The sequence below is a fragment of the Collinsella tanakaei genome (genome assembly GCF_030373545.1).
Taxonomy (GTDB): domain Bacteria; phylum Actinomycetota; class Coriobacteriia; order Coriobacteriales; family Coriobacteriaceae; genus Collinsella; species Collinsella tanakaei_C.
Genome location: NZ_JAUDCO010000002.1, coordinates 278,514 through 292,100 on the forward strand (window position 1 = coordinate 278,514; position 13,587 = coordinate 292,100).

Genomic DNA, 13,587 nt, shown 5'->3' on the forward strand with positions numbered 1-13,587 from the left:
ATGCAGACTTCCAATCTTTTCGGTAAGACCTATTTCATCCGAACGTTCGGATGCCAAATGAATATGCATGATTCCGAGCGGGTCAGCGGCCTGCTCGATTCGTGTGGGTGCCTTGAGGTCGCACAACCCGAGGACGCCGACATCGTCATCTTCATGACGTGCTGCGTGCGCGAGGCTGCCGACACGCGCCTGTACGGCCAGTGCTCGTCTTGCAAGAGCCTGCCGCCCGCTCCCTCCGGCAAACGCGTTATCGCCGTAGGCGGTTGCATCGCACAGCGTGATGGCGCCGGCCTGCTCACCAACCTCGACAACGTGGATGTCATATTCGGGACCCATTCCATCACTCACGTCGCCGAGCTCATCGATCGGGCGTTTGCCGAAGGCTCCTCGCAGGTGCTGTGCGAGGAATCCGATCCGTGCGCTGCGACCTCGATGCCCTGGCATCGGGCCGAGAGCTATCGCGCGTGGGTGCCCATCATGACGGGATGCAACAACTTCTGCAGCTACTGCATCGTCCCTTATGTCCGCGGTCGCGAGAAGAGCCGTCAGTTCGAGGAGATCGTCGACGAGGTCACCGGTCTTGTTCGCATGGGCGTGCGCGAAATCACGCTGCTTGGTCAAAACGTCAACTCCTACGGACGCGACCTGTTCGGCGAACCCCGCTTCGCCGAGCTTCTTCGTGCTGTCGGGGATACGGGGGTCGAGCGCATCTTCTTCACCTCGTCCCATCCCAAGGACCTGCTTCCGCAGACCATCGACGCGATGGCCGAGGTTCCCGCTGTCATGCCGCAGCTGCATCTCGCCGTCCAGTCGGGTTCCTCGCGCATCCTGAAGCTCATGAACCGTCGCTATACGCGCGAACAGTATCTTGACTTGATCGACCGCGTGCGCGACCGCATTCCCGATATCGCGCTTTCCACCGACATCATCGTCGGATTCCCGGGTGAGACCGAGGAGGATTTCGAGCAGACCCTCTCGCTCGCCGAGCAGGTCGGGTACGCTCAGGCCTTCACCTTCATCTATTCCAAGCGTGCCGGCACGCCTGCGGCCGAAATCGACGACCCGACGCCGCGCGACGTGATTCTTGAGCGCTTCAATCGACTCGTCAAGGTCATCGAGGATAGCGCCTACGCGTTCAACCAACATGACCTGAACGCCGTGGTGCCCGCGCTTGTTGAGGGTACGTCCAAGAAGGACCCGTCGATTCTGTTGGGCAAGAGTCCGAAGAACCAGACGGTGCACGCGCCCATCCCTCAGGGCGTCTCCATCGAGGATCTGGTCGGTAAAATCGTCGACGTCAAGGTCGACCGTGCGCGCACGTGGTACCTTTCCGGCACCGTCATCGGGTCTTCGCGCTGATGGCTGACGCATCGATTGCTCGGCGTACGAGCCCTGTCCTCGTGATCGCGGGTCCCACCGCTTCGGGCAAAAGTGCGCTTGCCGATCGTGTCGCGCGTGAGCTTGCGACCGAGGTTATCTCCGCCGATGCCATGCAGGTCTATCGCGGGATGGATATCGGTACCGCTAAGACGCCGCCTGCGGAGCGCGCCGTACCCTTGCGCATGGTGGATGTGGTGGAGCCGTATGAGGAGTACTCCGCCGCGCTCTTTCAGCGCGATGCCCGCGCCGAGGTCGATCGTCTGCTTGGCTGTGGCAAGACGCCGATTCTCTGCGGTGGTACCGGGCTGTATATTAAAGCCGTCATCGATGCGATGGAGTTTCCTGCCGGCGAGGTGGAGAGTCCACGCCGTCGTGCGTACCAAGATATGGCTTCCCGCCTTGGCGCCAAAGGGATTCATGATGAGCTGGCGCGCCGAGACCCTGAGAGTGCCGCCTGCATACATCCCCATAACACGCGCCGCGTCATTCGCGCCCTCGAGATGCTTGACGAGGGGGAGCGCTATGCGGATCGCAAGGAGCGCTTTTCCCAGCCGCAGCCGTACTACCGTAGCCTTCAGTTCGCGCTGACGATGGATCGAGAGCGCCTGTACCGACGTATCGATACCCGCGTTGACCTCATGATCGAGCAGGGGCTCGTCGATGAGGTCAAGCGACTCGTCGAGTGCGGTGCGGGAGATGCCATCACTTCTCGTCAGGCCATCGGATACAAAGAGATCATGGACGCACTCGACGGCGCACTTTCGATGGATGAGGCCATCGAGCTGATCAAATTGAGAAGCCGGCGCTATGCGAAACGGCAGCTTTCCTGGTTCAGGCGCGACGAGCGGATCGTATGGATCGACATGGATCGCATGTCGGAATCTGAGGCTGCCGAGTTGGTGCTCCGTCGGCTTGAGGAGGCGCACTGATGGGTCGCTTCACGTTTCTCTCGACGGCCATCGAGCCTGAGCGAGCCGTGTTGGTGGGAGTCGAGTGGCGCAGCGGAGGGTGGCCGACCGACCGGTCCCTTGACGAACTCGAGCGCCTCGCCGATACGGCCGGCGCCGTTGTCGTCGGGCGACTGACGCAGCGGCTCGACCGTCCGGTTCCGAAATCGTTCATCGGCTCCGGCAAGCTCGAGGAACTCAAATCATTGGTGGGGAATCTTTCCGCCGATGTCGTTATCTTCGACGACGATCTGACGCCCTCGCAGCAATCGTATCTTGAGCGCGCGGTGGGGGAGCCGACCAAGATCATCGACCGCACCGCGTTGATTCTCGATATCTTCGGCCTGCACGCGACGACGCGCGAAGGCCGGCTCCAGGTGCAATTGGCGCAGTTGCAGTACCTGCTCCCGCGACTGCGCGGCATGTGGTCGCATCTGGCGAAAGAGCAGACGCGCGGCGGCATCGGAAGCCGCTTCGGCCAGGGCGAAAGCCAGCTGGAAGTCGACCGACGCCTCATTCGCAATCGCATCTCCTCCCTGCGTCGGGAGCTCAAGCTCCTCGAGCGCCGTCGCGGGGTTCAAGCGAAAAGCAGGTCGCGTTCCGATGCGTTCCGAATCGCGCTCGCCGGCTATACGAACGCCGGCAAATCGACGCTGCTCAACACGCTGACTGGTGCACATGTCCTGTCTGAGGACAAGCTGTTCGCAACCCTTGATCCGACGACTCGCGCCTATACGCTTCCCGGAGGACGGTCGGTGACGATAACCGATACCGTCGGTTTCATTCAGAAGCTTCCCCATAGCTTGGTCGAGGCATTCAAGTCGACCCTATCTGAGGTTCTCGAAGCCGATCTGATTGTGAAGGTCATCGATTGCTCGGACTCCGACTTCGAGCGTCAGCTCGAGGCGGTCGATCGTGTTCTTGATGAGATCGGAGCAGGACAACAGCCGACCTTGCTGCTGTTCAACAAGATCGACCTGCTCGCTGAGGCAGATAAGCAGAACTTCATCGCTCGGCATCCCGGTGCCGTGTTCTTCTCCGCGAGAACCGGTGAGGGCATCGACGACCTCACCGAGCGGCTCTCCGCGGAAGCGGCTGCAAGCGACCGTCTGGTCAGTGCCGAGATTCCCTATCGTGAAGGCGGCCTCATCCGTCTTGTGCACGAACGGGGTCAGGTGATTTCTGAGGAGTACCTGGAGAGCTGCGTACGCGTTGTCGCGAAGGTTCCGCGCCGCATCGCTTCGTCTCTTGAGCGATATCAGACCGTGTAGTCCAAGCCGCTCGCTAGAGAACTGCAAGCACCTCAAATACGAGAACGATCAGCACCTGATGGGCGAGGTAGACAACAAGGCTGCGCTGCCCGAGCCACGTCAGCGGTGGAACGAGATTGTGGTAGGCCAAATCCGGATATTCACCGCGATGGCGGGCGTTATAGCGCCGTGAAGCGAACGCACCGCTCAGATACATGAACGCAAAGGGAATGATGGGATAGTAGTCACCCGAGCTGAAACCCGCATCGGGCAGACCGAGCCAGGCAAGGCCCGGGATACCATAGGTCTGATGGGGGACGTCCCACAGCGCGGCGAACAGCGCGAGACAGACGACGATGCCGAGAGCGCTCGGTATCCGGATAAGAATCCGCTGGGCAGCAGCCCATACGAGCGTGCAGGAGAACATGCAGAAGAGGATGCCGAAGTTGATGGGCGTGTCGAGAGCGGCAACGGTCGTCGCCAGCCAGACGAGGAGCGCCGCCGCTCCATAGACCCCTGCGCGCCGAAGGTTGTTATGGGAGAAGCTCGTCATCCAGCCGGCGAGAAAAAGAAACGACCAGCTGATCGAAGCCCTCCAGACATCCTGTATCAATGGGTCCAAAAACCAAGACACGTCGTAACCGTAGATATACGCCGCATCATAGGTCGCATGGAAGGCAATCATGGACACAAGAAGCAGGCCGCGCAGGGTATCCAGCAGCACGATACGCCTGCGCGACGGCTGGGCGGTCTGAGCGGAGGGGGACGCGTGCATGCGTTGTCCTAAAAACGCCTCATGAGTGCGACGACCTTACCAAGAATCGTCGGGTTGGTGGCAAAGATTGGCTCCATGGCGTCGTTTTCGGGCTGCAGCCTCACGCGTCCCTGCTCCTTGTAAAACGTCTTGACCGTCGCCTCGCCGTCGATCATCGCAACGACGATCTCGCCGTTCATGGCGCTTTTCTGCTCGCGAACGATGATGTAGTCACCGTTGTAGATGCCGACGTTGATCATTGAGTTCCCATGCACCTCGAGTACGAAGGAGCTCGAGTCCGTGGCGATCTCGGAGGGCAGCGTGAACGTGTCCTCGATATTCTGCTCGGCAAGAATGGGCATGCCGGCGGCGACACGGCCGATAAGCGGCAGCGAAACGGTGCCGCGGTCGACCGGTTCTGTTACCTCCTGGGAGGGCTTGGCGGAGGTTCCGTCCTCGTTGAACACCTCGAGCGCGCGCGGCTTTGTCTTGTCGCGCTTGATCAGGCCGTGATCCTCGAGCGCCGAGAGGTGGGCGTGGACGGTGGAGGGGGAGGAGAGTCCGACGGCGGCAGCCATCTCGCGTACACTGGGCGGATAGCCCTTCTCCTGCTGGTACGTGCGAATGAAATCATAGATCTGCTGCTGACGCTTCGTGATCTTGCGTGCCACGGCCTGCCTCCTTCTACCAAACATATGTTCCATTTTCTCTTGACAGGAACAACTGTTCGACCATAATGATATACGAACACTCGTTCTTATGCCAGAAGTTTTTGTCCGGGCGCCGAGGTATACCTGTCCTGTCAGCCCGATGAGAGGAGAGTTCCATGAAGTCCTTTGCCATGGTCGACGGCAATCTCGCTTTGGCGCCCGCTGCTCGCACGTCCGCGTTTCAGGTCATCGAAGGTCGACTCGATGCATCCGAGCATATTCCGGCGCCCGCGCCTCGCCGTGCGGAGCCCGATCGTCTTCACATCTTTATCGCTGCCGCGCTGATTGCCGTCTCGCTGATCGGAATGATCGGCGTCTTTCAGGCTCAGCAGGCTCAATTCGATGCTGCCCTGGCTCATGCCGATCGCCTGGAAATCGTCGTCGAGTCCGGCGACACGCTGTGGTCCATCGCGGAGGATCATCATATCGACGGGGTCGACACGCAGCAGACCGTCGATATCATCCGCAGTTGGAACGACCTTTCCGTGATCTCCCTGCAGCCGGGCGACACCATCGTCGTGCCGGCGTAGCCATCGTCGCTTCTGTTGTTTGCCTAGCATCTCACAGGGTTTTCCGTACGCGTGGTATGCTCTTTGCGGTATCGGAGCATTCGTTCGGAGGAATCCCATGCGTTGTCCCAAATGCGGCAAGGACACCACGCGCGTCGTTGATTCGCGGACGCAGGAGGTGACCAACGCCATCAAGCGTCGTCGTGAATGCCAGTCGTGCGGCTATCGCTTTACGACGTTTGAGCGGTGCGAGGATCCCATCGAGGTTCTCAAAAGCGACGGCACCACTCAGCCGTTTGATCGCAACAAGCTGCTCGTCGGTCTCATGCGCGCCACCGCGAAGCGCGATATCGATCTCGCTTCCCTGAACGCCCTGATCGATGATATCGAGCACGAGCTCAGGGGTCGGACGCTGACCGCCGTCAGCTCCCACGAGATCGGCGATATGGTCCTGAAACGGCTTGAGCGCATCGATAAGGTCGCCTATATCCGCTTCGCTTCCGTGTACCGTGATTTCAAGGATGTCGACGAATTTCTCGATGAACTCGATAAGCTGAGGTGAGTTTCATGCCCGTACTGAACGTCTCGATCAAGCGCCTCGATCCCGAGGTTGAGCTGCCTCGTTACGCCTATGCCGGCGATGCCGGCCTTGACCTGCGTGCCAATGCCGAGGTAGAGATTCCCCCTCATGGAAGGGCGCTCATCCCCACGGGGCTGGCCATCGCTATCCCTGAGGGCTTTGCCGGTTTTGTACAGCCGCGAAGCGGTATGGCACTCAAGCGCGGTCTTTCGATTGCCAACACGCCTGGCCTGATCGATTCCCACTATCGTGGCGAGCTCAAGGTCATCGCGGTCAATCTCGATCCTGAGCAGCCGATCGTTATCGAGCGCGGCGAGCGTATTGCCCAGCTCGTCATTCAGGCTGTGCCCGTTGTCAATCTCGTCGAAGTCGACGAGCTCGACAAGACCGATCGTGGCGCCGGTGGCTTTGGTTCGAGCGGCATGGCGTAGCGTTTGCGCCTTCGCATCAAGGGTTGCTTTGACGGACCTGTGCACCTCGTGCGCACGGGTCCGTTTTTCTATCGAATATGCGCGGGCTTATCGCCCCAGTAGAAGCGTGCGAACCGTTTGGGCCGGGGCTGTGTGGTTCCAATAAGGGCGCACGTCTTCTTGACGATGTCCTCCGCTGCGTTCGGCTTGCGCAGCGCGTCGGCATTGATGAGCAGCGCGTCGAGGGCTGCGGGATTATCGTGCAGGTGACGTAGGATAAGGATGAGCTCGCGCGCGGTGGTCGCGTGCATGCTGGCGCCGAATCCCGTGAGCATAGTGGTGTTGGCTTTCTCCTGGCCGTAGGATTTTCCCAGCAGGATCATCGGCAGGCGTGCGCAGAGGCATTCGGTGACGGTGAGTCCTCCCGATTTGAGGATGGCGACATCGCAGATCCTCATGAGCGTGGCCATGTCTTCGACGTAGTCGAGGACCGAGACGTTCTCGAGCTTCATGGCATCGAAGATCGTCTTCAGACGCGTGGAATACTCGGTATCGCGTCCAGGCAGGAAGACGAAATGCATGTGCTCGAAGCCGCGCAGGAACGGAAGAATCTGCTCGATGGCCGCGCGGAAGCGCACGTACGGCTGCGGAAGGCTTGCGCCCGCCATGACCAAAACAACCGTTTTGTCGGCAGGGAGGCCGAACCGCTTTCGCTCTGCACTGAAGTCAAGCGGCTTGTCGAAGCCGCCGCGGACCGGGATACCCGTGATCTCGATGCGGGACTCCTTTACATGGCGTGGACGCAGGGTCTCCGCCATGAATTCGGTGGCGACGCAGAACAGATCCGTCTCAAGATGGGGCCACCATCCCTCGATCTCGTAGTCAGTGGGGATGCAGACGATCGGGTAGGTAATGCCGGTGATCATGCGGGCTCCGACGGCCACATTGGCCGCCGTGATATGGGTGGCGATGATGGCAAGCGGACGCTTGCGCGCAACATACTCGTTGAACGCGGGGAACATGACGCGAGACCAGCCCGTTCCGCCACCCCAAAGGAGGCGGCCGGTAAGGGTGTAGCGCCAGGTGATATCGTAGATGGGCCTCGTCGCGCCGGTGAATGCCGCTGCCGTCTTGTTTCCGTCAAACTTGATTCGGCCGAAATCGAGGACATCGATGACGTCGACTTCCACGTCTTCCGGAACACCGTAGGTGCCGCGCATGCGGTCGATTGCCTGTGCGACGGCGTTTGCGGCAGCCTTATGGCCCGAGCCGACCGACGCATGCATGATCGTTATGACAGGACGAGATGACGCGAGGTCGGAGCTCTGGTTGTCCTCGGGCTCCGCGGCGGGGCCCTCCGTGTTTTGAATCATATCCGTTGAGGACATCGAAACTCCCTGCGGTCTGCGTGTCGGGGTATATTGTACGCTGTAAGGCAGCCTGTTCCTGATTATTCAACAAACGTATAGCTGTCGTATCGATGGCTGTCGGGACATTCGCACGGGAGGTAACCATGGATGCCTGTAAGACCTATGATGCGATTATCGTGGGCGCCGGACCTGCGGGCAGCACGGCCGGAATCTATGCGGCGCGCGCGAGCCTGCACACGCTCATCATTGAGCAGGGTATGCCCGGCGGTCAGATCGCGACGTCCGATATGGTCGACAACTATCCCGGCATCCCTTCGATATCAGGCGCCGAGCTGGGATCCAAGATGCTCGAGCACGCCGAGTCGGCAGGTGCCGAGGTAGCCTATGCCATGGTGAACGCTATCACTCATCTGGATGACGGCCGTTTTTCGCTTGAGACGGACACCGGTTCGTATGTCGCGCCCGTCGTGATCGTCGCCACGGGAGCGACGCCGCGTCCGTTGGGCTTTGCCGGCGAGAACGAATTTCGCGGGCGCGGCGTTTCGTATTGCGCCACCTGCGATGCTATGTTTTATCGCGGAAAACGCGTCTTTGTGGTCGGAGGCGGAAACTCCGCGTGCGAGGAGGGTCTGTTCCTATCGCATGTCGCCAGCGACGTCGTGATGGTTGTTCGACGCGACGAGTTCCGCGCTCCGAAAGGTCGTGTCGACAAGCTTCTTGCTCGCGACAACGTATCGGTCAAGTATTCGACATCGCTTGTCGAGGCGACGGGCGAGCGCCTGCTCGGGTCGGTGACCTTCCGCGACAACAAGACCGGTGATCAATATACCGAAACGTATTCGGAGGGATCGTTCGGCATCTTCGTCTTTGCGGGCAATGATCCCGTGACCGAGCTGGTCACCCAGCTTGCCGATATTGCGCCGGACGGGGGAGTGGTCACCGACGAGAACATGGCCACCCGTACCCCTGGGCTGTACTGTGCCGGCGATATTCGCTCGAAGCGCCTTCGCCAGGTTGTCACCGCGGCTTCCGACGGTGCGATCGCTGCAAGCGCGGCGTATGCCTACATTCAGGAAGCTTCTGACGTGCTGTCTACTAATTAGGTGCCTAACTAATAGGGAAGCTTAAAGCGTTGTGCTCAAGGTTTCTTGCGATATGCCCGGACGCTCGATCGAGTGTCCGGGCATATCGTCGCATGCGATGATGTTTCGCTTAACGTGCGGCTGCGGCGTGCAGGGACTTCTACCGGTAGTCACAGCGTCTGCTTGAACGATTCGTCAACCGATGAGTCCGGTTCGGGTGCCGCCGGGTCACTCAGAGTCGATTGACGTTGAAGCTCAGAACGTGCGGGGCCCCAGTGCCCGTGTACCGGACTCAAGGGCTCAGGGGGCGTCTGAGCGTGCCGACCGAATATCGTCGCGCGCGAGGAATTTGAATGAGGTCGCTGCGGGCGTGTAAGCCAGCGTACGGTCTGCACGGGTGTATGTCGACAGCGTATGCGGAACGAGACGTGGACCGCGTGTGTTCGGTATCCTGTATGCGTGATCAACGGGCGCGGTCGATGTCGTAGACGAGTGTCGAAAACACTGCTATCCGGGGATTTCAACAAAACCACGATAATATATGTTATGTCAAGTAGAGATGGAAAACGGAACCTTGAGAAAAACGGCTGTCCGACGATATCTCTCGCCCGACAGCCGTCTGACAGATATCAGGTTGGCCGAACGCACTGGCATCAGAGCGAATCCGATGACGCCTAGTGGCTCGATGCGCCCATCCACTCGTAGCCGATAATCAAGCCGGATTCCTCGGCGTAGTACGAGCACAGGCCACCGCACGGGATGATGTGGACCGTTGCATGGGGCCACCGCGCGCAAATCGCGTTTTTGAGGTCGTCTGCCGCGGACTCGTTGTCGACATGATCGATATACACAAGGCCTTCGTTGAAGCCGTCAGCGGCCATGCAGTCGACGACCTTCTTGTACATCTTCTTCTCGCCGCGCGTGGGACCGACGATCTTGATCGTCCCCTCTTGGCTCGCGCATCCGAGCATGCGGATGTTCAGCTTGCTGGCGATGGAGCCGGCAAGCTTGGGCATGCGGCCGTTCTTGACGAGGTTGTCGTAGCGAGACAGCGAAAACAGCACCGTCGATGCCTCATCGAGAGCCTGCAGATACGCGACGACCTCATCAAAGCTGGGATTGTTGTCGCGCAGATACGCATCGAGCTTCTCAACGATAAGCTCCATCTTTCCGCCCGTTGCACGCGAGTTGAGGATGAAGATGTTTTTCCCGGTGATGACGCCGGCGTGCTCTCGGGTGTACTCGTCGAGCACGATGTTGCGAGCGGTGCACGCCGCCTCATAGCTTCCGGACAGGTTCGCAGAAATCGTGATAGCGATGACGTTGTCGGCGCGGCGGAACTCCTCTGCCCACACGCCGACACTGGGACAGGAGCTCGAGGAGGCGGCGCTCTCTTGGGCCACCGCCCTATTGAGCTCACTGACATCGAGATGCTCATCGTCGACATACTCGGTCGATCCGACGTGGATGGTCAGGGGCACCGATACAAACGTGGTGCCGGGAGCCGTGGGTTTCCATCCACGAAGGTTGCAGCTTGAGTCGACGACAATCGCCCAGGACATAGGATGATCCTTTCGGTCACTCGAAACGCGTTGTCCCCAGTATAGCCCACGACTCCGCTTGTAGTATCGAAAACGAGATGTAAGGTTTTTCTGCGCTAGATGAACGCGATTATTTGCGCTATCCTCACATAGAAAGGACGTTGCTCCGCAAGCCGACCGGAGATGATGCTCATGCCGCAGCGACCGACAATCATTCCCATGTCCGATGACGCCAAGCCGATTACGCCGAGCGATGTAGCCCCGACCGTGCTCCCCGATTCGTTTCTCAACTCCGAGGAGGCGCTTGCTGCTGCGCACTTCAAGCTCCCCTCCTATGCTGACCTCCCGACCGTCGAGCTCTACCGGGACCAGGTCATAACCTATATCGAGGGCGTCCTCTCCCCTCTCGCTGCCTGCTCGGACGGAGCCTGGCTCACGCCTTCGATGGTGAACAACTACGTCAAGCAGCGCCTGGTTCCTGCTCCTGCCAAGAAGCTCTACGGTCGTGAGCATATCGCCCACCTGCTGATCATCTGCATCTTCAAGCAGTTTTTGACGATCGACGCCATCGGGCGCCTGCTGGCGATCCAGCGCATGACCTATCCGGTAGACGTTGCCTACGATTATGTAGCGGTCGAGGTCAACCATGCCGTCTCGGATGCATTCGACACGACGTCGACGCGCCATGAGGACTCCGCAAGCATGGTGACGAGGGAATCGGTGCTCGTCAGAAGTGCAGCCGAGGCCTTTGCCGCCAAGGCATTCCTCATGAGCTACCTCGCGTTTTCCGGCTATGAGCGAAGCGAAACGGATCGATAGGCGCTCGACCTGCGAGATTGTGCCCACGTGACGGCATTCCCAAGACCGATGCGATGATGATCGGTACCTGCAAAACGAGGCGGGCCCCCGGTACGATACCGAGGGCCCGCCTTATCCGAGCTATCGAATCAACTAGTACTCGATCTTCATGATCTCGGCGATGGCGAGGATGTAGATCTTGAGGGTCGTCTTGAGGAGGTCCTCGCTCACGCCCTCATCGTCGCCGTGCATGGGGCCGACCCACGCGGGCGTCTCGACCCACGGCATCTCAGGGCCAAAACCTGCGGCGTTCTTGAACTCACGGGCATAGGTGCCGCCGCCGATGGTGAACGGCTTGCGGTCCTCACCGGTGACCTCGTTGTAGACGCTGATGAGCTTCTGGATCTCGGGGCCGTTGGGATCGATGTAGAACGGAGTCGTGTCGTTATCGGTCTCGTAGGTTGCTCCGAAGCGTGCAGCGGTTGCGCTGAGCGCGGTCTCGAACTGCTCACGGGAGAACGTCGTCGGATAACGGGAGTCGACGGACTGATGCAGCGTGCCGTCCTCGTCGCGCCATACCATACCGCCGATGATGGTCAGATCGCCAAAGAGTTCGTCGGTTGCAGCGACGCCGACGCCAGCGCCGGAGTAATCGTCGATGAGGGTCTTCTGAAGCTCGAGGAACTGCTTCTCGGACGCAGAGCACAGACCGTTGTCGAGCAGGTAGTCGACGAGCATGCCGATCGCGTTGATGGCGCCCTGCGGCTGGGAGGCGTGGCCGCCCTTACCCTTGGCGGCGATCAGTACGCAGCCGTCGCCGGCGTCGGACAGCGTGATGCCGTCGACAGCGGGAAGCGCGGTGATATCGGCACGGACCGTCACGCTGGCATCGGTTGGGATGGCGTTGAACGCCTCGCCGGCGTGCCAGTCCGCGATAACGCTGTCGGTGATGGGGCCGGACGTGAAGACGCCCTGGTAGATACCCTTCTCGCCGTAGCAGACGGGGAACTCGGCGTCAGGCGTCATGAGGAAGGCGGGCTCACCGAAGTGCTCGAGGTAGTACTCGACGTCGCGAAGGGTGGTCTCCTCGTTTGCACCGAGGATCATGCGCATCGTATAGGGGAACTCAACGCCCTTCTCGTGCCAATAGCGCATGGCGTAGGCGCCCACGACGAACGGTCCCTTGTCATCGAGGGTGCCGCGGCCGATGAGGTAGCCGTCCCGACGGGTCATCTTGTGGGGATCCTGGGACCAGCCAGGGCCGCACGGGACGGTGTCAAGGTGAGCGATCAGGCAGATCTGCTTGGTGGGATCGGCGCCCGGGTAGTCAGCGGTGCCGACATAGCCCTCGTGATTCTGGGCCTCCATGCCGAGACGGCCGCAGAGGTCGAGGCCGGCGTTCAGGGCGTTGAGCGGACCGGGGCCAAACGGCATGCCCTCCCCGGCATGATCGAGGTCTTCCTGGCTCGGGATATTCACGAGCTTCTCGATCTCGTCGACGATAGTCTCCCAGTGCTCGTCGATCCAAGCGTCGATTTCATGGGTGAGTTGTAGGTCTGCCATGATGGTCCTTTCTCGTCGGACAGCGTGCCATAACTACCTACAGCATACCCGAGATATGCAAGAAGTACGCTATTTGATTCATAAACTTAGGCAAATGGATGGTCCCGCCTCACGTGCGGGCGCAAGGCGGGACCAAAAAAGTCGTTACTCGGAGACGATCAGCGAGAACATATCGATGTCGTCGGAGTCGACAAGCGTTTCGCGGGGGTTCAAGAAGGCAAGCTCAAGGATGAAGCCGTATCCGGCGACCGTGGCACCCTCTTTTTCGGCAAGCTGTGCCACCGCGCGTGCGGTGCCGCCCGTCGCGGCGAGGTCATCGATGACAAGGATGCGGTCGCCGGCCTCGAGCGCGTCGGTATGAATCTCAATCGAGTCGGTGCCGTATTCAAGATCGTAGGAAACGCTGACCGTCTCGCGGGGCAGTTTCCCGGGTTTGCGAGCGGGTACGAATCCGACGCCGAGGCGGCAAGCTACCGGAGCGCCAAGCATGAAGCCGCGTGCTTCGGGAGAGACGACCTTCGTGATGCCGCGGCCCTCGAAGTGGGTGGCGATGTCGTCGACGACCTGCATGAACGCCTCGCTATGCGAGAAGATGGGCGTGATGTCCTTGAAGACGACTCCCGGCTGCGGGTAATCAGGGATGTCTACGACGTAGGAATTGATGTCGACGCGATCTGCCATGTCTCCCCTACT

The 13,587-nt window shown here is 60.2% G+C and carries 14 protein-coding genes; 8 read left to right on the forward strand and 6 right to left on the reverse strand.

Annotation, left to right across the window (positions count from 1 at the left end; all coding sequences use genetic code 11):
- The 3 genes from miaB to hflX are packed head-to-tail and all read left to right on the forward strand — an operon-like array spanning window position 1 to window position 3,598.
- Entirely contained in the window at window positions 1–1,359 is a 1,359-nt protein-coding gene (gene miaB, locus QUW00_RS02670; protein WP_289612849.1) for a tRNA (N6-isopentenyl adenosine(37)-C2)-methylthiotransferase MiaB, read from the forward strand.
- Window positions 1,359–2,309 (forward strand): tRNA (adenosine(37)-N6)-dimethylallyltransferase MiaA, encoded by a 951-nt coding sequence (gene miaA, locus QUW00_RS02675; protein WP_289612850.1) that lies wholly within the window; start codon window positions 1,359–1,361, stop codon window positions 2,307–2,309. The genes miaB and miaA overlap by 1 nt, the downstream gene beginning before the upstream one ends.
- The gene (gene hflX, locus QUW00_RS02680) at window positions 2,309–3,598 is read left to right on the forward strand and encodes a GTPase HflX (RefSeq protein ID WP_289612851.1); all 1,290 of its coding nucleotides are present in this window, start codon (window positions 2,309–2,311) and stop codon (window positions 3,596–3,598) included. The genes miaA and hflX overlap by 1 nt, the downstream gene beginning before the upstream one ends.
- Window positions 3,599–3,611: 13 nt before the next feature.
- Here hflX and QUW00_RS02685 read toward each other — a convergent pair whose 3' ends face one another.
- On the reverse strand, window positions 3,612–4,301 hold the full coding sequence (locus QUW00_RS02685) for a heparan-alpha-glucosaminide N-acetyltransferase (protein ID WP_289612852.1): 690 nt from the start codon (window positions 4,299–4,301) through the stop codon (window positions 3,612–3,614).
- A 59-nt stretch (window positions 4,302–4,360) separates the two neighbouring features.
- On the reverse strand, window positions 4,361–5,026 hold the full coding sequence (gene lexA / locus QUW00_RS02690; RefSeq protein WP_289612853.1) for a transcriptional repressor LexA: 666 nt from the start codon (window positions 5,024–5,026) through the stop codon (window positions 4,361–4,363).
- 131 nt (window positions 5,027–5,157) lie between these two features.
- Here lexA and QUW00_RS02695 point away from each other — a divergent pair, with 131 nt between their 5' ends.
- The 3 genes from QUW00_RS02695 to dut all read left to right on the forward strand — a co-directional run bounded on the left by QUW00_RS02695 (window position 5,158) and on the right by dut (window position 6,561).
- Entirely contained in the window at window positions 5,158–5,571 is a 414-nt protein-coding gene (locus QUW00_RS02695; RefSeq protein WP_289612854.1) for a LysM peptidoglycan-binding domain-containing protein, read from the forward strand.
- A 97-nt stretch (window positions 5,572–5,668) separates the two neighbouring features.
- The gene (gene nrdR / locus QUW00_RS02700) at window positions 5,669–6,112 is read left to right on the forward strand and encodes a transcriptional regulator NrdR (RefSeq protein ID WP_289612855.1); all 444 of its coding nucleotides are present in this window, start codon (window positions 5,669–5,671) and stop codon (window positions 6,110–6,112) included.
- 5 nt (window positions 6,113–6,117) lie between these two features.
- The gene (dut, locus tag QUW00_RS02705) at window positions 6,118–6,561 is read left to right on the forward strand and encodes a dUTP diphosphatase (RefSeq protein WP_289612856.1); all 444 of its coding nucleotides are present in this window, start codon (window positions 6,118–6,120) and stop codon (window positions 6,559–6,561) included.
- 68 nt (window positions 6,562–6,629) lie between these two features.
- Here the strand turns inward: dut and QUW00_RS02710 are convergent, their stop codons facing one another.
- The gene (locus QUW00_RS02710; protein ID WP_289612857.1) at window positions 6,630–7,928 is read right to left on the reverse strand and encodes an MGDG synthase family glycosyltransferase; all 1,299 of its coding nucleotides are present in this window, start codon (window positions 7,926–7,928) and stop codon (window positions 6,630–6,632) included.
- A 125-nt stretch (window positions 7,929–8,053) separates the two neighbouring features.
- On the opposite strand from QUW00_RS02710, the gene QUW00_RS02715 reads away from it, so the two are divergent.
- Entirely contained in the window at window positions 8,054–9,013 is a 960-nt protein-coding gene (locus tag QUW00_RS02715; protein ID WP_289612858.1) for an NAD(P)/FAD-dependent oxidoreductase, read from the forward strand.
- Between the two features lie 653 nt (window positions 9,014–9,666).
- Here the strand turns inward: QUW00_RS02715 and QUW00_RS02720 are convergent.
- Entirely contained in the window at window positions 9,667–10,554 is an 888-nt protein-coding gene (locus tag QUW00_RS02720) for a DegV family protein (RefSeq protein ID WP_289612859.1), read from the reverse strand.
- A gap of 171 nt (window positions 10,555–10,725) precedes the next feature.
- Between QUW00_RS02720 and QUW00_RS02725 the strand changes: the two genes are divergently transcribed.
- Window positions 10,726–11,352 (forward strand): DUF1836 domain-containing protein, encoded by a 627-nt coding sequence (locus tag QUW00_RS02725; RefSeq protein ID WP_289612860.1) that lies wholly within the window; start codon window positions 10,726–10,728, stop codon window positions 11,350–11,352.
- Between the two features lie 132 nt (window positions 11,353–11,484).
- On the opposite strand, the gene QUW00_RS02730 is transcribed toward QUW00_RS02725, so the two are convergent.
- Together QUW00_RS02730 and QUW00_RS02735 are read right to left on the reverse strand one after the other, a co-directional pair.
- Window positions 11,485–12,894 (reverse strand): Sapep family Mn(2+)-dependent dipeptidase, encoded by a 1,410-nt coding sequence (locus QUW00_RS02730; protein ID WP_289612861.1) that lies wholly within the window; start codon window positions 12,892–12,894, stop codon window positions 11,485–11,487.
- 144 nt (window positions 12,895–13,038) lie between these two features.
- Window positions 13,039–13,575, reverse strand: coding sequence for an adenine phosphoribosyltransferase (locus QUW00_RS02735; RefSeq protein WP_289612862.1), 537 nt, complete (start codon window positions 13,573–13,575; stop codon window positions 13,039–13,041).
- Window positions 13,576–13,587: the final 12 nt, after the last annotated feature.